The sequence below is a fragment of the Kribbella sp. NPDC104218 genome (genome assembly GCF_055584105.1).
This window is the reverse complement of record NZ_JBVJMQ010000003.1, coordinates 72,990-92,459: the sequence shown is the minus strand read 5'-3', so window position 1 is coordinate 92,459 and position 19,470 is coordinate 72,990. Positions and strand designations below refer to the sequence as shown.

The 19,470-nt window shown below is 70.5% G+C and carries 18 protein-coding genes and 2 riboswitches; of the genes, 9 read left to right on the top strand and 9 right to left on the bottom strand.

What is annotated here, in order from left to right:
- Positions 1 to 66 precede the first annotated feature (66 nt).
- Positions 67 to 534 (top strand): nitroreductase family deazaflavin-dependent oxidoreductase, encoded by a 468-nt coding sequence (locus ACZ6ZD_RS25485; protein ID WP_465676276.1) that lies wholly within the window; start codon positions 67 to 69, stop codon positions 532 to 534.
- On the opposite strand, the gene ACZ6ZD_RS25480 is transcribed toward ACZ6ZD_RS25485, so the two are convergent.
- Genes ACZ6ZD_RS25480 through ACZ6ZD_RS25470 form a run of 3 tightly spaced genes read right to left on the bottom strand, consistent with a single transcriptional unit; the run spans position 531 to position 3,982 of the window.
- Positions 531 to 1,301, bottom strand: a complete 771-nt coding sequence (locus ACZ6ZD_RS25480; RefSeq protein WP_465676274.1) for a hypothetical protein — start codon at positions 1,299 to 1,301, stop codon at positions 531 to 533. The genes ACZ6ZD_RS25485 and ACZ6ZD_RS25480 overlap by 4 nt on opposite strands.
- Positions 1,298 to 1,858 (bottom strand): RNA polymerase sigma factor, encoded by a 561-nt coding sequence (locus tag ACZ6ZD_RS25475; RefSeq protein ID WP_465676272.1) that lies wholly within the window; start codon positions 1,856 to 1,858, stop codon positions 1,298 to 1,300. The genes ACZ6ZD_RS25480 and ACZ6ZD_RS25475 overlap by 4 nt, the downstream gene beginning before the upstream one ends.
- A 60-nt stretch (positions 1,859 to 1,918) precedes the next feature.
- Positions 1,919 to 3,982, bottom strand: coding sequence for a glycoside hydrolase domain-containing protein (locus tag ACZ6ZD_RS25470; RefSeq protein ID WP_465676270.1), 2,064 nt, complete (start codon positions 3,980 to 3,982; stop codon positions 1,919 to 1,921).
- 63 nt (positions 3,983 to 4,045) lie between these two features.
- Between ACZ6ZD_RS25470 and ACZ6ZD_RS25465 the strand changes: the two genes are divergently transcribed.
- Positions 4,046 to 4,927, top strand: coding sequence for a MurR/RpiR family transcriptional regulator (locus tag ACZ6ZD_RS25465; protein ID WP_465676268.1), 882 nt, complete (start codon positions 4,046 to 4,048; stop codon positions 4,925 to 4,927).
- Between the two features lie 96 nt (positions 4,928 to 5,023).
- Positions 5,024 to 6,352, top strand: coding sequence for a lysine N(6)-hydroxylase/L-ornithine N(5)-oxygenase family protein (locus ACZ6ZD_RS25460; RefSeq protein ID WP_465676266.1), 1,329 nt, complete (start codon positions 5,024 to 5,026; stop codon positions 6,350 to 6,352).
- A gap of 4 nt (positions 6,353 to 6,356) precedes the next feature.
- On the opposite strand, the gene ACZ6ZD_RS25455 is transcribed toward ACZ6ZD_RS25460, so the two are convergent.
- A complete protein-coding gene (locus ACZ6ZD_RS25455) occupies positions 6,357 to 7,004 on the bottom strand; it encodes a TetR/AcrR family transcriptional regulator (RefSeq protein ID WP_465676264.1) in 648 nt (215 codons plus the stop codon).
- A gap of 33 nt (positions 7,005 to 7,037) precedes the next feature.
- Positions 7,038 to 7,592, bottom strand: coding sequence for a TetR/AcrR family transcriptional regulator (locus ACZ6ZD_RS25450; RefSeq protein WP_465676263.1), 555 nt, complete (start codon positions 7,590 to 7,592; stop codon positions 7,038 to 7,040).
- Between the two features lie 55 nt (positions 7,593 to 7,647).
- On the opposite strand from ACZ6ZD_RS25450, the gene ACZ6ZD_RS25445 reads away from it, so the two are divergent.
- Positions 7,648 to 9,168 carry a carboxylesterase/lipase family protein gene (locus ACZ6ZD_RS25445; RefSeq protein ID WP_465676261.1) on the top strand — a complete coding sequence of 507 codons (1,521 nt, stop codon included), beginning with the start codon at positions 7,648 to 7,650 and terminating at the stop codon, positions 9,166 to 9,168.
- Here the strand turns inward: ACZ6ZD_RS25445 and ACZ6ZD_RS25440 are convergent.
- Both ACZ6ZD_RS25440 and ACZ6ZD_RS25435 read right to left on the bottom strand, forming a co-directional pair.
- Positions 9,165 to 10,409: a hypothetical protein gene (locus ACZ6ZD_RS25440; protein ID WP_465676259.1), complete on the bottom strand. Its 1,245-nt coding sequence runs from the start codon at positions 10,407 to 10,409 to the stop codon at positions 9,165 to 9,167. The genes ACZ6ZD_RS25445 and ACZ6ZD_RS25440 overlap by 4 nt on opposite strands.
- Positions 10,410 to 10,434: 25 nt before the next feature.
- A complete protein-coding gene (locus ACZ6ZD_RS25435; RefSeq protein WP_465676257.1) occupies positions 10,435 to 11,193 on the bottom strand; it encodes a hypothetical protein in 759 nt (252 codons plus the stop codon).
- Between the two features lie 95 nt (positions 11,194 to 11,288).
- Positions 11,289 to 11,384, top strand: a riboswitch (glycine riboswitch).
- Between the two features lie 5 nt (positions 11,385 to 11,389).
- Positions 11,390 to 11,487: riboswitch (glycine riboswitch) on the top strand.
- A gap of 64 nt (positions 11,488 to 11,551) precedes the next feature.
- On the opposite strand from ACZ6ZD_RS25435, the gene gcvT reads away from it, so the two are divergent.
- The 5 genes from gcvT to ACZ6ZD_RS25410 all read left to right on the top strand — a co-directional run bounded on the left by gcvT (position 11,552) and on the right by ACZ6ZD_RS25410 (position 17,622).
- A complete protein-coding gene (gene gcvT, locus ACZ6ZD_RS25430) occupies positions 11,552 to 12,655 on the top strand; it encodes a glycine cleavage system aminomethyltransferase GcvT (RefSeq protein ID WP_465676255.1) in 1,104 nt (367 codons plus the stop codon).
- 8 nt (positions 12,656 to 12,663) lie between these two features.
- Positions 12,664 to 13,038, top strand: a complete 375-nt coding sequence (gene gcvH, locus ACZ6ZD_RS25425) for a glycine cleavage system protein GcvH (RefSeq protein ID WP_465676253.1) — start codon at positions 12,664 to 12,666, stop codon at positions 13,036 to 13,038.
- Position 13,039: 1 nt separating this feature from the next.
- Positions 13,040 to 14,308, top strand: coding sequence for a serine hydroxymethyltransferase (glyA, locus tag ACZ6ZD_RS25420; protein WP_465677474.1), 1,269 nt, complete (start codon positions 13,040 to 13,042; stop codon positions 14,306 to 14,308).
- 95 nt (positions 14,309 to 14,403) lie between these two features.
- Entirely contained in the window at positions 14,404 to 16,332 is a 1,929-nt protein-coding gene (locus ACZ6ZD_RS25415) for a heparinase II/III domain-containing protein (protein WP_465676251.1), read from the top strand.
- 93 nt (positions 16,333 to 16,425) lie between these two features.
- Positions 16,426 to 17,622: an alpha/beta fold hydrolase gene (locus ACZ6ZD_RS25410; RefSeq protein ID WP_465676249.1), complete on the top strand. Its 1,197-nt coding sequence runs from the start codon at positions 16,426 to 16,428 to the stop codon at positions 17,620 to 17,622.
- Here the strand turns inward: ACZ6ZD_RS25410 and ACZ6ZD_RS25405 are convergent, their stop codons facing one another.
- Complete coding sequence (locus tag ACZ6ZD_RS25405; RefSeq protein WP_465676247.1) at positions 17,623 to 18,279, bottom strand: response regulator; 657 nt, start codon at positions 18,277 to 18,279, stop codon at positions 17,623 to 17,625.
- Positions 18,276 to 19,364, bottom strand: coding sequence for a sensor histidine kinase (locus ACZ6ZD_RS25400; protein ID WP_465676245.1), 1,089 nt, complete (start codon positions 19,362 to 19,364; stop codon positions 18,276 to 18,278). Before ACZ6ZD_RS25400 ends, ACZ6ZD_RS25405 begins: the two co-directional genes overlap by 4 nt.
- Positions 19,365 to 19,470 lie beyond the last annotated feature (106 nt).

Genomic DNA, 19,470 nt, shown 5'->3' with positions numbered 1-19,470 from the left:
GTCAAATCTGTTACCCGGGCGTTCCCTATGTCAGTCGTTTGCGCACCGTCCTCTAGACTCCGGCGGATGGAGCTGCGGCGGGTCTTCGCAAAGGTCGGGACGACGAAAGCCTTCGCCTCGGTGGGCCGGGCCCTGGTCCGCGTCGACGAGAAGCTCCTCCGGGTCACCCGGGGCCGGTTCGGCGTCGGCAGCCCGATCGGCCTCCGAACGTTGCTGCTGACAACCACCGGCCGGCGCAGCGGTCAGCCCCGCCAGGTCCCCTTGCTGTACGTCGAGCACGACGGCGGGTACGTCGTCATCGGATCCAACTGGGGCGGCGAGCAGCACCCCGCCTGGTCCGCCAACCTCCTCGCCACCCCCGCGGCGACCGCCGCCATCCGCGGCCGCACGATCCCCGTGACCGCCCGCCTCCTCACCGGCGCCGAACGCCAAACCACCTGGGACGCCGTCGCCGCCTACTGGCCCGCCTACAACACCTACGCCACCCGCGCCGCCCACCGCGAGATCCGCGTCTTCCGCCTCGACCCCGCCTAACCGACCTTGAGCTGCACCTCGGTCGAAGTCCCGTCGCGATACGTCACCCGGACCGGGGCGGGCTCGAAGTCCTCGAGGTCCTTGCCGGGCACCCAGAAGGCGAAGTAGCCGTTCTCGACCGTCGCCTTGACGAGGCCATGGGCCTTGCTCCGGTAGGTGATGCCGACGATCTCCGCACCGACCCGCCCCCTGCCCGAGGTCACGTAGCCGAAGTCGCCGCCGCCGGCGGCGCCCAGGGAGCTGATGGAGATCTCGCGAGGGCCGGGGGCCGGGCGGCCCGGGCCGCCGATGCTGCCGTAGCCGCCGCCTTTCATCCGCGGGCTGCTGCTCGTCATACAGCTTGCCTCCGAGCCGCCGGGGCCGAGCAACACGACGACCGACCAGTAACCACGACGCTCGACGATCGCCGGGTCGGTGTTCTTGACGACGTCGTCCATCGGAGTGTCCCAGAGCATCTTGCGACATTGCTTGACCGCCTTCGCCCGGTCCTTGGCGGACAGGCTGCCCGGCTCCGCCGTCCAGCCGGCGTAGGCCTCGCCGGTCGGGAGTGGGCCGCTGTCGCGGGGGACGAAGACGATGGCGGCGCCGACGGCCACCGCCAGGGCGGCGACAGCGAGGCGGATGGCGCGGCGGCGGGGGCGGGCGGCTGGGGCCGGCTCGGCGGCGAGGGCACGGTCGAGGGCGGCGCGGGCTCGGGGGGTGTTGGGGTCGGCGCCGGTGGCGGGGTCGAGGGTCTTCAGGTCGGCGAACTCGTCGAGGTGCTTCATGAGGTCGGCCTTTCGGTGAGGCCTGCGGGGGCGGTGGCAGGGGTTGCGCGGTGGCCGAGCTGGGCGCGCAGGGAGCGCCGGGCGCGGGAGAGGCGGAGCCGGAAGGCGACCGCCGTGATCCCGAGCACCGACGCCGCCTGACGGGCCGACAGGTCGTCGATCACCGCGAGGGCCAGAGCTTCCTGATGGAGTACCGACAGCCGATCCCACGCTCGGGTGAGGTCGACCTGCCGCGCGATCAGCTCGGCATCGTCGGGTGACCAGGTCGTGGTCACCTCGGCCAGCCGGACGGCGAGGGCCTCCTGCCGCCGGGCGCCGCGGCGGGTGTTCAGGATCGTGTTGCGCACGATCCCGAACAGCCACGCCCGGGCGTCCGAGTGGTGCGGCGGTACGTCGTCCAGCCGGCGCCAAGCGACCAGCAGCGCCTCGCCCACGACGTCCTCCGCCTGTGGTTCGGGCACCCGGCGCTGTGCGAACCGGACGAGATCGTCGTACGTCGCCTCGTACAGCGCGACGAACCGCGACTCGCGCGTCCTGCCGTCGGTTGGGTTGCTCATACCCGGTACCTGTCCGCCACGACACCAGATGTATCGCGGCGGAGGGCTACCAGCCCGCGGCTACCACGCCACCACCGAATCCAGGTCGGTCGAGCCGTCGTCGGCGTCGAAGCGGACGAGGATCGTGTTCCGCCCGGCGACCAGGTCGACGGTCGCGTGGGCGCTGTCCCAGGTCGTGTTCCAGTCGCCGGTCGACGGGAACCAGACCTTGCGCGGCGCCGCGCCGTTCACCAGCAGAGTCAGCGAGCTGATCGTCGGCGTCCCGTTGCTGTAGCGCAGCTCGAGCTGGTGCGGCCCGGACCGCGTCGCCTGGACGTCGACCGTCACCGAGCTCCCGACTGCCTGGTCGAACCAGCCGACGTACCCGCTGCCGGTGTAGCCGGAGCCGACCGTGTCGACGCGTGCGGCTCCAGTCAGCCGGCCGCTCTCCGCCTCGACCCGCGGCGGCAGCGGTGCACCGGCCGCCCGGAGCAGCAGCTCCTTCCGGGTGCGCGCCATCAGGTCGGTGTCGTCGGTGAACCAGTCGTACGCCGTCACCAACGTGCTGGCCAGTCGGTTCGCCGCGGCCGCGTCCCGGCGCTGGAGGATCGCCAGTAGCTCGTACTCCTCGTTCCCGTCCCGGGTCGCCAGCGAGCGCACGCTCGTCCGCACGGTCCCGTTCGGCACATCGGGATAGACGATGTAGCCGTCACCCGGGTAGGTCTCGCCCTCGCCGTACTGGCCGGACGTCCAGGCGTTGTAACCCCAGTGGAAGAAGCCGGTCGCGCCGTACTTGAAGTTGCCCCAGCCGATCTGCCGCGCGGTGTACGCCGGGTACGTCGAGAAGCGGTTCAGCCAGCCGTCGTGTGGGTCGGGCTGCAGGCAGACATACGTCCACACCTCGTCGCCGGCCGCCTGCCGGTCCCGGTAGAACTGCGGATCACGCTGCAGGCCGTCGATGAGCGGGATCCAGACATCGACATTGCCGGACAGGCCCGACTTCAGCTCGGTCAGCGCGTCCTGCGTCCGCGCCTCCGCCCCGAAGTACTGGCGGAACTTCTCTGCAGTCCGGTTGTAGTTCGCGACGTTGCTCGGCTCGTCGGAGATGGTCTGGTACCACATCCGCGTCCAGCCCTTGGCGTCCAGATGCGCCTTCAGAGCCGGCAGGTACTGGTTGAGCCAGTTCTCCGCCTTCGCGCTGCCCACCGGGGCCAGTGTCACCTTGGTCGCGCCGTCGACGTTGTCGATGATCCAGACCCGGTCGGTGTGCAAGGCGTTCAGCAGCGGATTGCCGCGCAGCCGCTGCACCGATCCCTCGCGCAGGAAGAGCTCGACGACCTGGTCGAACTTCGTCCAGTTGAACTGGTACCTGCCGTTGACGAGCGTCGTGGGACCGTCGAGCAGCGGGTCGATCGAGATGTGCACCTGGTTCTGCCGGGTCGCCTTCTGTTCCCTGGCGAAGTCGGTCAGCAGGTTCCACCACTGCGGCGAGTAGCGCGCGAAGCCGTAGCGGTCCTTGATCTCGTCGGCGACGACCGCGCCGTTGTGGTCGGCGTACTCGTTGAAGAACACGTTCCAGGTGCTGTAGACGTACTTGCTGTCGGCGGCGTCCGGGATGTCGACGGCGTACACGGCCAGCGACACCGGGACGGCGATCGCGCCGGCCGTGGTCGCGACGTCCACGGTCCCGGTGTAGCTCCCGGCGGCCTGACCGGCCGGGACGTTGACGGTCACCCAGATGCCCTGGGTGACGTTGCGCGCGACGTCGATCGAGCGCTCGTTGCCGAGTGGATCCGGGACGAGACCGCCGCCGTCCGGGTCGTGGTGGTTCTGGAACTTGTACTCCAGCCGCGTCGCCGGGATGCTCCCGGCCGGGCCGTTCAGCGCGCTGAACGTGACGCCGGTGATCCGGAAGGCGGCGGTGTGCCGAAGCAGGATCTGGTAGGACTCCGCTTCGTTGCGCGCCGAGTCCCAGTTGATCGCGGCGCTGGCGCCAACTGGTCGCTGGTCGGTCCGGAAGACCCGTTTCCAGGAGTCGGCGGTCCACGCCGTGGGCGCGGCCGAGGTCGCGGCGAGCGCCGCCGGCGTCCCGGCGAGCAGCAGCGCCAGGACGGCGAACAGAGTGAGCAGGCGATGCGGTTTCATGTGCGAGGTCCTTGCCGTGGGCGACCGCGTGGATGAAAATCACTCTCAGACATCAACAAGTAGATGACAAGGATTATCACCCAGATGGAAGCTCCCGGCGTACTCGACCTGGTTCTGACCTTCCGCGCCCAGATGCCGGCGACGATGGCCCGGGTCGCCGCCGTACTCGAGGCCGACCCGAGCGCTCCGCTGCGGCTGTCGATCACCGGCCTGGCCGAGCGGGCCGGTACGTCGCCTGCGACGGTCACCCGCCTGTGCCGGCTGCTCGGCTTCAGCGGCTACCCGGCGCTACGCGTCGCCGTGGCTCAGGACGTCGGCCGCGGCGACCGCGACCGGGCTTGGCTGACCGACTTCGGCGACTCGGTGGCTCCCGGCGACCCGCCGTCCAGTGTGTTGTCCACGTTGCTGAACGCGCAGCTCGTCGCCGTCCGCGAGACGGCGCGGCAGTTCGATCTGGCCGCACTCAGCGACCTCGCGCAGCGGATCAGCCGCAGCCGGCAGTTCGATGTGTACGCCGTGGCGGGCAGCGGGCTCGTCGGTCGCGAGCTGGCCGCGCGGGTCCAGCGGCTCGGCGTGAACGCGCATGCGCACACCGATCATCACAGCGGCCTGGCGACCGCTGCCTTACTGGACGAACAGTGCGTCGCGCTGGCGATCTCGAACAGCGGCAGCACTCCGGACACGCTCCGAATGTTGTCGCAGGCAACGAGTCGCGGCGCGTGGACGGTCGCCGTCACCAGCTCCCCGGACACGCCGATCGCGCGGGCCGCGCGGCAGCACGTCACGGTCGCTTCACCGCACTCCGACGTCCAGCCCGACGAGGTCGCCGCCCGGCATGCGCAACTACTGACTGCAGACCTGCTCTATCTGCTGGTCGCCCAGGCCGATCCGGCGCGCACCGCCCGGACTCTCGCGGCCACCGCGGACGCGTTCGGATCCCCGTAGCGGCGAGGGTCAGGTACGTCACACCCGCCTGGGCCCCCTCTTCTCCCGTCAGGTTCTTTAGGTTAGCCTCGCCTAAGTTCAACGGAGAGGGCAGGTATGGCGTCGCACGTCCAGGACGGAACCTTCGATCTGATCGGGGTCGGTTTCGGTCCATCCAATCTCGCGGTGGCCATCGCCGCCGGCGAACTCGGCGACACCGCGCCGCGGCACCTGTTCCTGGAGCGGCAACCCCGCTTCGGCTGGCACCGCGGGATGCTGATCGACGACGCGACGATGCAGGTCTCGTTCCTCAAGGACCTGGTCACCCTGCGCAATCCGGCCAGCGGCTTCACGTTCCTGAACTTCCTGCACCAGACCGGCCGGCTGGTCGACTTCGTCAACCACAAGACGCTGTTCCCGTTACGGGTCGAGTTCCACAACTACCTGGAGTGGGCGGCCGCGCAGGTCTCGGACGCCGTCCGCTACGACCGGACCGTCGTCGAGGTCCGGCCGGTGACGGTGGACGACGTCGTCGTGGAGTTCGACGTGACGTCGACCGCCGCGGACGGCTCCGCCCGCGAGGTGCACCGCACCCGGAACGTGGTGCTGGGCACGGGTCTGACGCCGCGGCTGCCCGAGGGCGTCACGGCGTCCGCGCGGGTCTGGCACAACCGGGACCTGCTCGACCGGGTCCGGCAGCTCGGCGCTGACGCGGCGCCGCGCCGGGTGGTCGTCGTCGGCGCCGGGCAGAGCGCGGCCGAGGTGACTTCCTTCCTGCACGAGCGTTTCCCGGCCGCCGAGGTCTGCTCAGTGTTCTCCCGGTACGGCTACAGCCCGGCCGACGACAGCCCGTTCGCCAACCGGGTCTTCGATCCGGCCGCTGTGGACGAGTTCTACTCGGCTCCGGAGGACGTCAAGCAGCAGGTGCTCGACTATCACAGCAACACCAACTACTCCGTCGTCGACACCGAGCTGATCGAGGACCTGTACCGCAGGAGCTACCGCGAGCGGGTGTCCGGGCGCGAGCGGCTGCGGTTCTTCAACGTGGCCCGGGTGACCAACCTGCACGAGCACAGCGACGGCCTCAGCCTGACGGTCGAGTCGCTCAGCACCGGCCAGAAGACGCCGCTCGACGCGGACCTGATCGTGTACTGCACCGGCTACCGCGCGGGCGACGCCGCGGAGATGCTCGGTGACCTCGGCCGGGAGTGCCGCCGCGACCCGTACGGCCGGCTGCGGATCGGCCGCGACTACCGGGTCCAGACCACGGACGCCGTCCAGGCAGGGATCTACCTGCAGGGCGGCGGCACCGAGCACACGCACGGACTCGCTTCGTCATTGCTCTCGAACACAGCGATCCGCGCGGGCGAGATCCTCACCGCCATCCGGCAGCAGCCCGTGCAGGAACTGCGGCCGCGTTCACTGGTCGACGGCTCGGCCGCCTGAGCGGTCAGACAGCCGGGCCGGTCAGCTCGCGCACCAGAGCGCGAATGACCAGCTCGACTGTCGACCGCATGTCGACGGCGTCGTTGTCGAGCAGCCACTGCGTCTGCAGGCCGTCCATCGCGGCGATGATCGCGGAGGCGGCCCGGTCGACGTCCGGATCGGTCATCGCGCGGCCGGTCGCGTCCGCGACGGCGCTGGTGACCATGTCGCGCAGGCCGGTGAAGCGCTCGGTGAAGAAGGCGCGGCCGGGATGGTTCTCGGTCACCGACTCGCCGAGCAGGACCGTGTAGGCCTGCACGATGCCGGGGCGTTTGCGGTTGACCTCGGCGGTCTCGACCAAGTGGTCGAGCAGCGGCGCGCCGCGGGGCGCGATATGCCCGTCGAGCTCGGCGACGTCGGAGTCGTCGCGGTACTCGAGCAGCGCGATCAGCAGCTGCTCCTTCGATCCGAAGTGATGCAGGACGCCGGCGTGCGTCATCCCGACCCGCTCCGCGATCTCCTGCAGCGAACCACCGGCGTAGCCGCGCTCGCCGAAGACGGCCATCGCGGCCTGGAGGATCTCCGCCCGGCGCAGGCCGGACCGCTTCTGCGGCCGCTGCGCCTTCGCGGCGCCCGACGACGGTGGTGCCGGCCAGCTCTGTTGCGCGCCCATGACGCTCCTCCGATTGGTCGACCGAGGACGAGCTTAAGCGAGCAACTGATCCACGCGCCGCAGGACGATCGCCTCAGCGTCGGCCGGGATGATGACGTCGGTCAGCGTCAGGGTCGCCAGACCGACTGCGGTCGCCAATAGCTCCTGCCCGTCGGCCGTCCGGTCGGGACCGCCGAGGAGCAGCGCGAACAGCGCGGCCAGCTCGGCGTAGCCCTGGGTCACCCGAGCACCGAGCGCCGGTGTGGTCAGGGCGTAGGTCTCGAACGCCTGCTGGACGCGGAACAACCGGCGGTCCTCCTCGTCCCGCGGGATCAGCACCCGGACGATCGCCCGCAACGTGTCGGCGGGCGCATCGGCCGCCTGTTCCGCGACCCGCTCGGCGCCGCGCTCGTTGATCGCCTTGGACGCCGCCTCCAGCAGCTCGTCCTTGGTCGTGAAGTAGTGCTGGACGCGACCGACCGAGACCCCGGCCCGGTCCGCGACCCGCCGGATCGTCACCTGGGCGACCCCCTCGGTGTCGACCAGCGCGAACACCGCCTCCAGGATCGCCGTCCGCCGCGCGTCGTACGCGGCGCCCTGACCTCTCACGTGAGCTACCATCCCAAGCAGAACAATACGTTGGTATTGATTAGATGAGGACAACATGGTCAAGGTACTCGCCCTGGCACTGGCCGTACTGCTCCCCGCACCGGCCGCCCCGCCGTCCGAGCCGCCAATCGCCCGGACCGATCGCGGTGCCGTCCGTGGTATCGATCATGGCGACTACCGCGAGTTCAACGGCATCCCGTACGCCGCACCGCCGCGCCGCTGGCGGGCCCCGCAACCGGCCGCGCGCTGGACCGGCGTCCGCGACGCGACCCGGTTCGGGCCGCGCTGCGCGCAGCTCGAGTCCCCGACCGGGACCAGCGAGACCACAGCCGAGGACTGCCTGTATCTGAACGTGACAGCGCCGAAGCGGCCCGGGCGGAAGCCGGTGATGGTCTGGCTGCACGGCGGCGGCTTCGTCGAAGGCGCCGGTAGCGAGTACGACCCGCGGCGGCTCGCCGTTCGCGGCGGCGTCGTCGTGGTGACGGTCAACTACCGGCTCGGCATCTTCGGCAACTTCGGCTATCCAGGTCTCGACGGCTCCGGCACGTTCGGCCTGGCCGATCAGCAGGCGGCGCTGCGCTGGGTGCAACGCAACGCGGGCGCGTTCGGCGGCGACCCCGGCAACGTGACGCTGTTCGGGCAGTCCGCCGGTGGCCAGAGCATCTGCGCGCACCTCACCTCCCCTGCCGCGGCCGGGCTGTTCCAGCGCGCGATCATCCAGAGCGCGCTTTGTACGACGCCGATCCCGGCCAACGTGCTCGCACCGGGGCTGCCGACCGTCTCCCCCTGGGAAGCGCCGGAAAGTCTGGCTACGCGCGGCCGCGCGGCCGCCGACCGGGTCGGCTGCAGCAACCTCGCTTGTCTGGCCGAGAAGGATCCGGAGCAGCTGATGCCGATCTTCCGGGATTTCGCGGGCCTGTCCTACGGCAGCCGGATTCTCCCGGAGAACCCGGCCGTCGTCCTGCAAGCGGGACGGACGCAGGACGTCCCACTGCTGTCCGGCACGACCCGCGACGAGGGAACCTACCTGCAAGGCATCTACGACGCACTGCTCGGGGAGTTGACCCCGGCGAAGTACGGCGAGTACCTGGACCAGGCGTTCGGCCCGCACGCCGATCGGGTCCGGGCGCGGTACCCGCTCGGGAATCCGAGCCGGACCTGGGCAGCCGTCAGTACCGACAGCGCCTTCGCCTGCCCGACGCTGCGCCGCAATCAGACCTACGCGCGCCACGCGCCGACGTACGCGTACGAGTTCGCCGATCGGACGGCGCCACCGACGCTGCCAGCCGTCGGCTACCCGTACGACGCGTACCACTCGGCCGACGCGCTGTACCTGTTCGACCTCCGGGTGGGCGGAGCGCCCCTCGACGGCGATCAGCGCCGGCTCGCGAACGCGATGCTGGACTACTGGTCTGCCTTCGCGCATACCGGTGACCCGAACACGCCGGCACTCCCCCATTGGCCGCGGTTCCGCCCAGCGGACGACGTCGTCCAGTCGCTCGATCTGCACCTCGGACGGACCGACGTCGCACGCAGTCACCACTGCGGGCTATGGGCAACGATCCCGCTGGATTAGGTCTGCGGGTAAGGAGAATCCGGCAGCCCGAGATTGCGCCAGACGAACCGCGGGATCCCGGCCAGGAACGTCCGCAGGAAGCGGGAGTTGTGCGCGACCAGCGGGTGGCTGTGCTCGCCGGGGCTGAACCAGGCCCAGTCGTCGACGATCTGGAACCCCGACGGCGGGTTGGCCATCAGGAACTCCATCTGGCGCGGGTGGATCACGTCGTAGGCGAACTTCTTGTCCTGCGCGAAGATCCCGAACTGCCGGTTGAAGTCCTCGCTCTCGAAGCTGATCCCACCGCCGAAGCCCCGGCGGCCGACCTGCAGCCACGGCATCCGCGCCGGGAGCTGGAAGCCGAGCATCGCCTCGCTGTGATGCTCGGTCACGGTCCGGGTGGTGGTGCGGCCCTCGGAGTCCGTGCTGGACTCGGTCCGCGTCGTCTTCCAGTGGTGGGTGAAGGCGACGAAGGGCGGGCCGTCGCCGTCCCGGCCGCGGATCACCTCGCTCGTGCGGTGCCCATGGCCCGATCGGGTGATCGGGGTGGTCTGCAGCAGCTGGTCGTCCTCGCCGATCCAGTACCAGTCCGGGTGCTGGTAGAAGGTCAGCCGGGCCTCACGCTCGGGCTGGATCCAGCGGTCCAGCGGAGCCGCATCGATCGCGGCCGCGATCGCGGCGAGCTGCTCCAGCCAGGGGGCGAGGAGCTCGGCGTCCTTGCGCGGCGGGTCGAGGACGACGAGCTGGTCGCCGTCGATGCTCAGGTTCAGCCCGGGCTGCCCGGCGGCCATCGCGTACAGCTGCTCACACAGCTGGGCGGTCAGCACGTCGGTCGCGAACTCGGGCTCCTGGACACCGACCGTCCAACCGGCCCCGAGCTGCGCCGGAACCGGGACCATCGTCGCCATCACGCCGTACCGGGGCTGCGTCTGCCCGCCGGTGATCCACAACTCGGGCAGCCGCCGCGACAGCGTCACCATGCCGACCCAGCCGCCCCAGTGATCGTTGCTGTACTCGATCACCTGGAACGGGCGGCCCTGGCTCGTCGCCCCGGTGATCTGATCGTCCGGCGACCGGGTGAACCCGATGCCGAACGGCGGGTTGCCCAGCCGCGCGACCGCGGCGAACGCCGGCGAGCCGACGAACGTCCAGCCCCGATCCCGCAACGACTTGCGGTAGCGCTCGCGGCGGACCAGCCAGATCACGAACCAGGCCAGTCCGCCCAGGCCGAGCAGCATCAGCGTCCACGCGAAAACCGACATCTGGCGGAACATCGCGACCGTCCTCTCAGTTCGCCGGCGCCGCGGCCGCGGCGATCCGGCGATTCAGGATCTCGGCCAGTACGACGGCTTCGTCGTGCGGCAGGATCCATTCGGTCGCGAGAGTCTGGACGACGAGCGCCGGGCCGGGCGTGCTGACCGGCGTCCGGTCGAGGCGGATCGGGTACTCCAGCTCCTCACCGCCGGCCAGCGTGGTCTCCGACACCTTCAGCACCGAGAGCGGCACGTCCTGGATGTTCTCCCGGGTGTTGTCGCCGTCCGCGCTCTTGGCCCGGACGGTCGCCCGCAGCGTCACTGAGGTGTCGCCGACGGTCAGCCGGAGCCGGTTGATCCCCCGGATCCGGAACGTCAGCTCGTACGGCGTGTCCCCCAGCCCGGCCACCGCGGGCCGGAGCAGCTGACGCTCGCCCCACCGGCCGATCAGGAACCCGATCACGCCGCCGATCGCGGCCGCCGGGACGCAGAACAGCGCCGGGCCGCCGATCACGATCGTCGCGAAGACGCCGAACAGCGCGGCGGTGCTCCCGGTGATCGCGCCGACCGAGGCCCAGCGGTCCGGCTTCCAGCGGCTGCGGTCGCGGAACAGCCAGCCGCCGGCGATCGCCGCGACCGGGATCAGCACCGATTTCCAGTCCACCAGCGCCTGGTCGGCGGACAGGTTGATCGTCACCGTCGCGATCAGGAACAGCACCGGGATCCCGACGTACACGCCCCAGACCACGAGCTGGGCGCGCCGGCTCCGGGCCTCGGCGTCGTTGGCAGTCACCCGCCGACCCAATCACATCAGCGGGTCCGGACGCCGATTGACCCGGCCGCCGGGCACACCCTAGAGTCGGCGGCTCAACCGCATATCGCGCCGTTCGAATCGGGGCGGGAGAGTCCTCATCCATCACGATGAGGCGCCGAAGGAGCAAATCTCCCCAGAATCTCTCAGGCCCAAGCGACCGTTCCGATGAGGCGAACTCTGGAAAGCCGGGTGCCCGCGCAACTGCGGGCGACCCGCACCCACGGTGCAAACCGCCACACCCGGCGGCGAAGCTCTCAGGTACCGATGACAGAGCGGGGAGGTCACCCAGCAGAGGCGTCACGTGTCCGTGACGCCGGACCGAGGGAGCCTCCCAGCCATGACGTCGTCACGTCCAACGCCGCTGCATGCGGAACATCAACGACTCGGTGCGTCGTTCACCGATTTCGCCGGCTGGTCGATGCCGGTGCGCTACACCTCCGACATCGCCGAGCACACCGCCGTCCGGACGGCGGCCGGCCTGTTCGACCTGTCCCACATGGGCGAGCTGGAGCTGACCGGGCCGCAGGTCGCGCAGGCGCTCGACCACAGCCTGGTCGGGCAGCCGTCGAAGATCGGCGCCGGTCGCGCCCGGTACACGATGCTGTGCGCCGCGGACGGCGGCATCCTCGACGATCTGGTCGTCTACCGGCTCGCCGAGGAACACTTCCTGATCGTCGCGAACGCGAGCAACGCGGCCGCCGTCCGGGACGAGCTGGTCGAGCGGATCGCCGGCTTCGACGCCGAGCTGCGCGACACCACGGCTGATTGGACGCTGATCGCCGTCCAGGGCCCCGCGTCCGCCGAGATCGTCGCCACGCTCACCGAGCTGCCGCTGGCCGACCTGAAGTACTACGCGATCTGCGCCGGGACGCTTGCCGAGCGCAACATCCTGCTCGCGCGCACCGGCTACACCGGCGAGGACGGCTTCGAGATCTACTGCCGGCCGGACGACGCCGCCGGGATCTGGACCGCACTCCTGGCGGCCGGCGCTCCGCACGGGCTGTTGCCGGCCGGGCTGGCCTGCCGGGACACGCTTCGGCTCGAGGCCGGAATGCCCCTGTACGGCAACGAGCTGACTGCCGCGACCACGCCGTTCGAGGCCGGGCTCGGCCGGGTCGTTGCCTTCGGCAAAGAGGGTGACTTCGTCGGCCGGGACGCGCTCGCCCGCCGGCGCGACGAGGGCGCGCGGCAGGTGCTCGTCGGCCTCACCTCGGCCGGACGCCGGTCGCCGCGGAGCGGGTACGCCGTCCACGACCCGGAGTCCGGGCGGCAGATCGGCGCGATCACCAGCGGTGCGCCGTCCCCCACCCTCGGTCACCCGATCGCGATGGCCTACGTCGGGGCCGGCTACGACGAGCCCGGCACCCAGCTGCACGTCGACATCCGCGGGACCCACGACGTCGTCGAGGTCGTCGCCCTGCCCTTCTACCGCCGCGCCTAGGAGCTCTCATGTCCGTTCCCACCAACCTGCAGTACACCGCGGAGCACGAGTGGATCGCCGTCGACGGCGACATCGCGACGGTCGGCATCACAGCGTTCGCAGGGGAAGCGCTGGGCGATGTCGTGTACGTCGAGCTGCCCGCGGCCGGCGACGCCGTCCGCGCCGGTGACACCTGCGGCGAGATCGAGTCGACCAAGTCGGTGAGCGATCTGTTCGCGCCGCTCGACGGCGAGATCGCCGAGATCAACGAGGCCGTCGTCGCCGACCCGGGCCTGGTGAACACCGACCCGTACGGCGCGGGCTGGCTGCTGCGGCTGCGGATCACGGGCGAGGTCAGCCTGCTGGACGCCGCCGCCTACACGACCCTGATCGGCGGTGAGTGAGATGCTCGACCAGTCCCTGGCCGCGTTCGATCCGGAGATCCACGCCGCCATCACCGCCGAGCTCGGCCGTCAGCGCGACACCCTCGAGCTGATCGCCAGCGAGAACTTCGCACCGCTCGCGGTGATGGAGGCCCAGGGCTCGGTCCTGACCAACAAGTACGCCGAGGGTTACCCCGGCCGCCGGTACTACGGCGGCTGCGAGCATGTCGACGTCGTCGAGCAGCTGGCCATCGACCGGGCCAAGGCCCTGTTCGGCGCGGGTTTCGCGAACGTCCAGCCGCACTCGGGCGCCCAGGCGAACGCCGCCGCGATGTTCGCGCTGCTCGACCCCGGTGACACGATCCTCGGCCTCGACCTCGCGCACGGCGGGCACCTCACGCACGGTATGCGGCTCAACTTCAGCGGCAAGCTGTACGACGTCGTCGCGTACCACGTCAGTCCGGACGACTTCGCGGTCGACATGGCCGAGGTCGAGCGGCTCGCGCTCGAGCACCGGCCGAAGCTGATCGTGGCCGGCTGGTCGGCGTACCCGCTGCACCTGGACTTCGCCGAGTTCCGGCGGATCGCGGACCTGGTCGGCGCGTACCTGATGGTCGACATGGCGCACTTCGCCGGGCTGGTCGCGGCCGGGCTGCACCCGAGCCCGGTCCCGCACGCCGACGTGGTCACCACGACCACCCACAAGACGCTCGGCGGGCCGCGCGGCGGCGTCATCCTGACCAACCGGGCCGACCTGGCGAAGAAGTTCAACTCCGCGGTCTTCCCCGGGCAGCAGGGCGGTCCTCTGGAACATGTGATCGCCGCCAAGGCGGTCGGGTTCAAGCTGGCGGCGTCGGAGGAGTTCCGCGACCGGCAGCGGCGGACGCTCGAGGGCGCGCAGGCGATCGCGGACCGGCTGCTGGCCGACGACGTCCGCGCGGCCGGGATTACGGTCCTGACCGGAGGGACGCAGGTGCACCTGGTGCTGGTCGACCTGCGCGACTCGGCGCTGGACGGCCAGCAGGCCGAGGATCGGCTGCACTCGGTCGGGCTGACCGTGAACCGCAACGCCGTCCCGTTCGACCCGCGGCCGCCGATGGTCTCGTCTGGGCTGCGGATCGGGACGCCCGCATTGGCGGCCCGCGGGTTCGGGGCGGCCGAATTCGCGGAGGTGGCCGACATCGTCGCAGCGGCTCTGATTCAGGAGCCGAGCGAGTCGTTCACAGCTGAATTGCGTGCGCGCGTCGGCGTCCTGACGGCGAAGTTCCCGCTCTATCCTGCGATCGGCTAGTTCCGAAAAGTCCACTCCGTTTTGGTGCTTCTTGCAACAATTTCACCACTTCGGCACGTCTTGGTCTTTACCGGGGCGGGACGAAGGAGGCTGGGGTGCAAGGACGGCGACGGGCCAAGAGCGCAGTTGGGCTGCTGCTCGGATGTCTGCTGGTGTGCGGGGTGGCGCTGGCGGGCGCGGCGTACTTCCTGCTGCCCAAGGAGCAGTTGCAGACTGCCCCTTTGGGCACGATGGAACCGGAGCGGACGGCGACCGCGGCGCCGGTGAGCACGCCGGCACCGGCCGGCCGGGCGCCGCGCCGGGGGCCGGCCGCCGCCGGGTACGCCTGCCCGGGGTTCAGCGGGATCCAGACCAAGGTCTCGCTGCCCCTGGTCCTCGAGGAGAAGTTTGCCTGGGGCAACCACCCGGCGACCAAGGTCGGTGACGGCAAGGGCAACATCCGCTGGGACGCGGACCCGTTCAAGGATCCGAGCTGGCACCTGTGGCTGCACTCGCTGCGCTGGCTCGGCAACGGCGTCTACGGCGCCGACCGGGGGAACCGGCAGGCCCTGGACAAGACCCTCGCGATCGCGAAGGACTGGGTGCGCGACAACCCGTATCCCTGGCAGGGCGCGAGCGCGACCGAGTCGACGATGCACCGCACGAACGTGCTGATCTGCATCCGGCAGACCACGCTCAAGAGCCTGCAGGCCCGGACGCTGCCGGCGCAGTACAAGTGGCTGGACACCGCGCTGAACGACCACGCGAAGTTCATGACCGAGCACTGGAGCGGGATCCGCAACCACGGCACCGACGAGAGCATCGCGCTGTTCGGGATCGGGTGCACCTACGACCGGGCCGATCTGAAGGAGCTGGCCGTCAAGCGGCTGAACGAGGCCGTCGTGCACGCGATCGACGACGAGGGCACGACGAACGAGCAGTCCGTCGGGTACGCGTCGTTCAACTACCGGCTCTGGGGGCGGGCGGCCGAGGTGCTGCGGGCCTGTAAGACCGAGCCGGGCCCGGAGATCGACAAGCGCCGGGAGAAGCTCGCGCTCTGGCTGGCGCTCGCGACCAAGGCGAACGGCGAGCTGCACCAGATCGGCAACACCAACAAGCAGAAGCTCGAGACCGCCCCCGGGACGCCGCTGGAGTTCGTCGCGTCCCAGGGCAAGAAGGGGACGAAACCGGCCAAGCGGACCGGGATCTTCCGGGCCGGGTACATCTTCGGGCGGACGGGCTGGGGTGACAACCGGCCGTTCGGGCAGGAGTCGTCGTACAGCATCCGGTTCGGGTTCCCGCGGGCGTACCACGGGCACGAGGACCACACGGCGATCACGTACAACTGGCACGGGCAGGACGTGCTGATCGACCCGGGCTACCTGGGTTACCGGAAGAACGAGAAGCAGGAGTGGGCGCGGACGCAGTACGCCCACAACGTGATGACGATCCCGACCGCGAAGAGCCGGAACGCCAAGACGAAACTGGTCGGCGCGGTCAGCACGCCGAACTCGGACTACTACGAGCTCAACGACCAGCCCGCCGAAGGCGTCGAACGCAACCGTGACGTCCTCGTCCTCAAGGACCCGGACCTGGTCATCGCGCTCGACCGCGGCCAGTCCGGCACGACCCAGCGCTACGAGACTCTCTGGCACCTGCCGCCCGGCCACAAGGTCACCATCGATGCGAACGGCGTCGCGGTCGCCCAGCAGCCGCGCTCGGGGATGAAGACTCACCTGATCCAGATCCCGCTGGACGGCGCCATCCCGGCCGGCAGCACGACCGTCGAAGAGGGGCGCTCCAACCCGGCGCAGGGCTGGTTCGCGCCGACCATCTTCAACCCGGTCCCGGCTCCGGTCGTGAAGTTCACCCGGACCGGTCAGAGCGTCCGCATCCTGTCGCTGATCATTCCGTCCAAACAAGCCGAGCAGGTCACCTACGCCACCCGGAACACCGGCACCGCCGTCCTCCTCGACCTCACCGTCGGCACCCGCAAGGTCACGGTCAAGGTGGCCCCGTTCGGCCGCCTCACCCGCCTGAACTGACGCGGGCCCACGTACCCCGTACATCTGCGGATGTACGGGGTACGTCTTCTCCAGCCGGACGCATCCCGCGGCCGGCTTTTCTACGGTCGACTCATGACTGTCTTTCGCGTGGTGGCCGGCGTGCTCGCACCTGTTGCCGGGGTGGGGGTGATGCTCGCGGTCGCCGTCGTAGTCCCGGTGCCGGTGGTATTTCTTGGGGCCGGGCTGTTGGTGCTGCTCGGGGTGAGCCTGGCGGCTGGGCGGTGGCTGGTGGGTGGCGTGTGGGCGCTGGTGGTCGCATCGGCGTTCGGGGTGCTGTTCTTACGACCGTTCCCGGAGCAGCCTCAGGTGGCGACTCCGGACGGCGTCCGGTTCTGGACGCTGGCTGACGGGAGCCGGCTCGCTTACGTGACCAGTCCGGCGTCCAGGGCTCGTCAGCGCACTCCGGTGATCTTTCTGCACGGCGGGCCCGGAACGCCCTCCGAGGGGCTGCCTACTGGGACGAAGGAGCTCAACGCGGCCGGGTACGACGTCTACAGCTACGACCAGCTCGGCGCTGGCCGCTCCACCCGGCTGACCGACCCGACCGGCTACACCGTCGCCCGCCACGTCGCCGATCTGGACGCCGTCCGGACGGCGGTCAGCGCCGACCGGGTGATCCTGATCGGCCAGTCCTGGGGCGGCTCACTCGCGGCGCAGTACCTCGCCGCCCATCCCGATCGCGTCGCCAAGGTCGCTTTCACCTCTCCTGGCGAGGTTTGGCCGAACGCCCACCCCGGCTTGGAGATCTCGCCCTGGTCCGCCCTCAGCGGGCCGGACCGGCGCCGCTATGACGAGCTCACCTCCGCGCCCAGACTGCTGCTCCAGGGCGTCCTGCTCGGCCTCAATCCGCGCGCCGCCCACGCTTTCGCCGGGGACGCCGAGTCCGACTCCCGGTTCCACGAGATCGCGCTCTCCGGCCGATCTCTCGGCGGCTGCCCCGGCGGGACCCACGCCTCCGGCGTCCACCAGAACCCGCAGGGCTTCTACTCCAACCAGCAAACCAACGCCGACTTCGCCACCATCCCCGACCCCCGCCCCGCGCTCAGCCGCCTGGCGACCCCAGCTTTGGTGCTGCGGGCCCAGTGCGACTACGTCCCGTGGGCCGTTACCCGCGACTACCGCGACACTCTGCCCAACGCCACCCTCACCTTTCTCCCCCGGACCGGGCACAGCCCCGAGGACTCCACGGCCTATGTGCCGACCCTCCTGAAGTTTCTCGCCGGCCAACCGCTCTCCGCTTACACCGGAGCGGCCGACCCGGCTGGCTGATCAGTCGGGAGTTACCAGGCCCGCGCGGTGGGCGATGATGACCAGCTGGACCCGGTCGCGGGCGTCGAGTTTGGTGAGGATGCGGCTGAGATGGGTCTTGGCGGTGGCGTGGGTGATGTGGAGTTCGGCGGCGAGCTCGGCGTTGGTCCGGCCGCGGGCGACGAGCGCAAGGATTTCGCGTTCGCGGGCGGTGAGCGGAGCGAGTTCGGCGGCGCGGGCGGCAGTGGTTGCTGGGGGCAACCAGGTGGCGGCGATCCGGCGGGCGATCCCGGGTGCGAGGAGGGACTCGCCGGCGTGAACGGTGCGGATCGCGTGCAGGAGCGCGGGGGCGGCGAAGTCCTTCAGCAGGTAGCCGCTCGCGCCGAAGCGGAGCGCGCTGAGGACGGCGTCATCCGCGTCGTACTCGGTGAGGACGACGATCCGGGTCGCGGTCAGCTCCGGATCGGAGGTGATCGCCTTCGTCGCGGTCAATCCGTCCCCGCCGGGCATCTTCACGTCCATCAGCACCACATCCGGCCGCAGCTCGCGCGCGAGCCGTACCGCGCTCACGCCGTCCCCCGCCTCTCCGACCACCCGCAGATCCGGCTCGCCGTCGATGAGCACGCGCAGCCCAATGCGAGCCATGACCTGGTCGTCGACTACGAGAACTCCGATCATGCGCCGTCCCCGGTCGGTACGGTGGCGGACAGCCGGAAGCCGTCGCGGCCATCTGTCGTCAGCACGCCGTCCACCAGGGTCAGTCGCTCCCTCATGCCGCGCAGCCCGTGCCCTTCGGTCAGCTGACCGGCCGGCAGCCCGATCCCGTCGTCCGCGATGGTGAGGACTATTGCCGATGGCTGCCAGTGCAGCTGGACGGAGATGGAGGTGGCGCTGGAGTGGCGGCGGGCGTTGGTGAGGGCTTCTTGGGTGATGCGGTAGAGGGTGAGGCCGGCAAGGGGGTCGTGGGCTCGGGGTGCGCCCAGCACGCGGTACGTCGCGGTCGGGCCGTCGAGCTGGCTCGCTGCCACCAGCGTGGGCAGGTCGTCCACCCCGGGTGTCGGGCCGTCGTCCGCGCCGCGGAGCAGCCCGAGCAGCTCGCGGATCTCCCGGGTCGCGCCCACCCCGGTCACCCGGATCCGCTCCAGCGCCGCGCGCGCCTCATCCGGCTGGCGGTCGAACACGTACAGACCGACGGTCGCCTGCAGGGACACCGCGGAGACGGACTGCGCGACGACATCGTGCAGATCGCGGGCGATGGCGAGCCGCTCGGCGGTGACCCGACGCTCGATCGCCTGCTCGCGCACCGCGGCGACGTACGACCGCCGGAAGCCGATCGCGCGACCGACCGCGAAGGCCAACGCGAGCCAGCCCAGGGTTGCGATCAACCCATTGGTGCCTTGGGCAACGGCTACGACGAATGCCGGGGCTGCCGCGAGCACCGCCCATCCGGCGGCGACCCAGCGCAGGTCGAGCGCACCCACTGTCGCGACCGCGACCGCGAATGCCACCAGGAACGGCCCGTCCAGCAGCGCGGTGATCGGCAGGAGCTGACCGACCATTCCCAGGACGCCGATCACCGCGGCAACCAGTAGCGGCGTCCGCCGGCGCCACAGCAAGGGCGCGCTGACCGCGACGGCGTACCCGACAGCGGCCAACCGGGCCGCCGGACCAGCGCCGTGCCCGAAGACAGTCGCGACGCCCAGCGCGGCCACGGCCCCGGCCGTTACGCCGTCGCCCAGCCAACGGCCCCCCGGTGCGCTCATAGACATCCGAGTCTAATCCGCAAGCCCCTTTCGCTCACGGTCGAACCGATTGCCCACATCACGTGCAGAGGATCGGATGGACCTACCCCTCGACGAAAGGACACCC

Bases quoted from the DNA above. Each gene is read 5' to 3' on its own strand.
- ACZ6ZD_RS25485 (WP_465676276.1), top strand. From the start codon at position 67: ATGGAGCTGCGGCGGGTCTTCGCAAAGGTCGGGACGACGAAAGCCTTC.
- ACZ6ZD_RS25480 (WP_465676274.1), bottom strand. From the start codon at position 1,301: ATGAAGCACCTCGACGAGTTCGCCGACCTGAAGACCCTCGACCCCGCC.
- ACZ6ZD_RS25475 (WP_465676272.1), bottom strand. From the start codon at position 1,858: ATGAGCAACCCAACCGACGGCAGGACGCGCGAGTCGCGGTTCGTCGCG.
- ACZ6ZD_RS25470 (WP_465676270.1), bottom strand. From the start codon at position 3,982: ATGAAACCGCATCGCCTGCTCACTCTGTTCGCCGTCCTGGCGCTGCTG.
- ACZ6ZD_RS25465 (WP_465676268.1), top strand. From the start codon at position 4,046: ATGACAAGGATTATCACCCAGATGGAAGCTCCCGGCGTACTCGACCTG.
- ACZ6ZD_RS25460 (WP_465676266.1), top strand. From the start codon at position 5,024: ATGGCGTCGCACGTCCAGGACGGAACCTTCGATCTGATCGGGGTCGGT.
- ACZ6ZD_RS25455 (WP_465676264.1), bottom strand. From the start codon at position 7,004: ATGGGCGCGCAACAGAGCTGGCCGGCACCACCGTCGTCGGGCGCCGCG.
- ACZ6ZD_RS25445 (WP_465676261.1), top strand. From the start codon at position 7,648: ATGGTCAAGGTACTCGCCCTGGCACTGGCCGTACTGCTCCCCGCACCG.
- ACZ6ZD_RS25440 (WP_465676259.1), bottom strand. From the start codon at position 10,409: ATGTCGGTTTTCGCGTGGACGCTGATGCTGCTCGGCCTGGGCGGACTG.
- gcvT (WP_465676255.1), top strand. From the start codon at position 11,552: ATGACGTCGTCACGTCCAACGCCGCTGCATGCGGAACATCAACGACTC.
- gcvH (WP_465676253.1), top strand. From the start codon at position 12,664: ATGTCCGTTCCCACCAACCTGCAGTACACCGCGGAGCACGAGTGGATC.
- glyA (WP_465677474.1), top strand. From the start codon at position 13,040: ATGCTCGACCAGTCCCTGGCCGCGTTCGATCCGGAGATCCACGCCGCC.
- ACZ6ZD_RS25410 (WP_465676249.1), top strand. From the start codon at position 16,426: ATGACTGTCTTTCGCGTGGTGGCCGGCGTGCTCGCACCTGTTGCCGGG.
- ACZ6ZD_RS25405 (WP_465676247.1), bottom strand. From the start codon at position 18,279: ATGATCGGAGTTCTCGTAGTCGACGACCAGGTCATGGCTCGCATTGGG.
- ACZ6ZD_RS25400 (WP_465676245.1), bottom strand. From the start codon at position 19,364: ATGAGCGCACCGGGGGGCCGTTGGCTGGGCGACGGCGTAACGGCCGGG.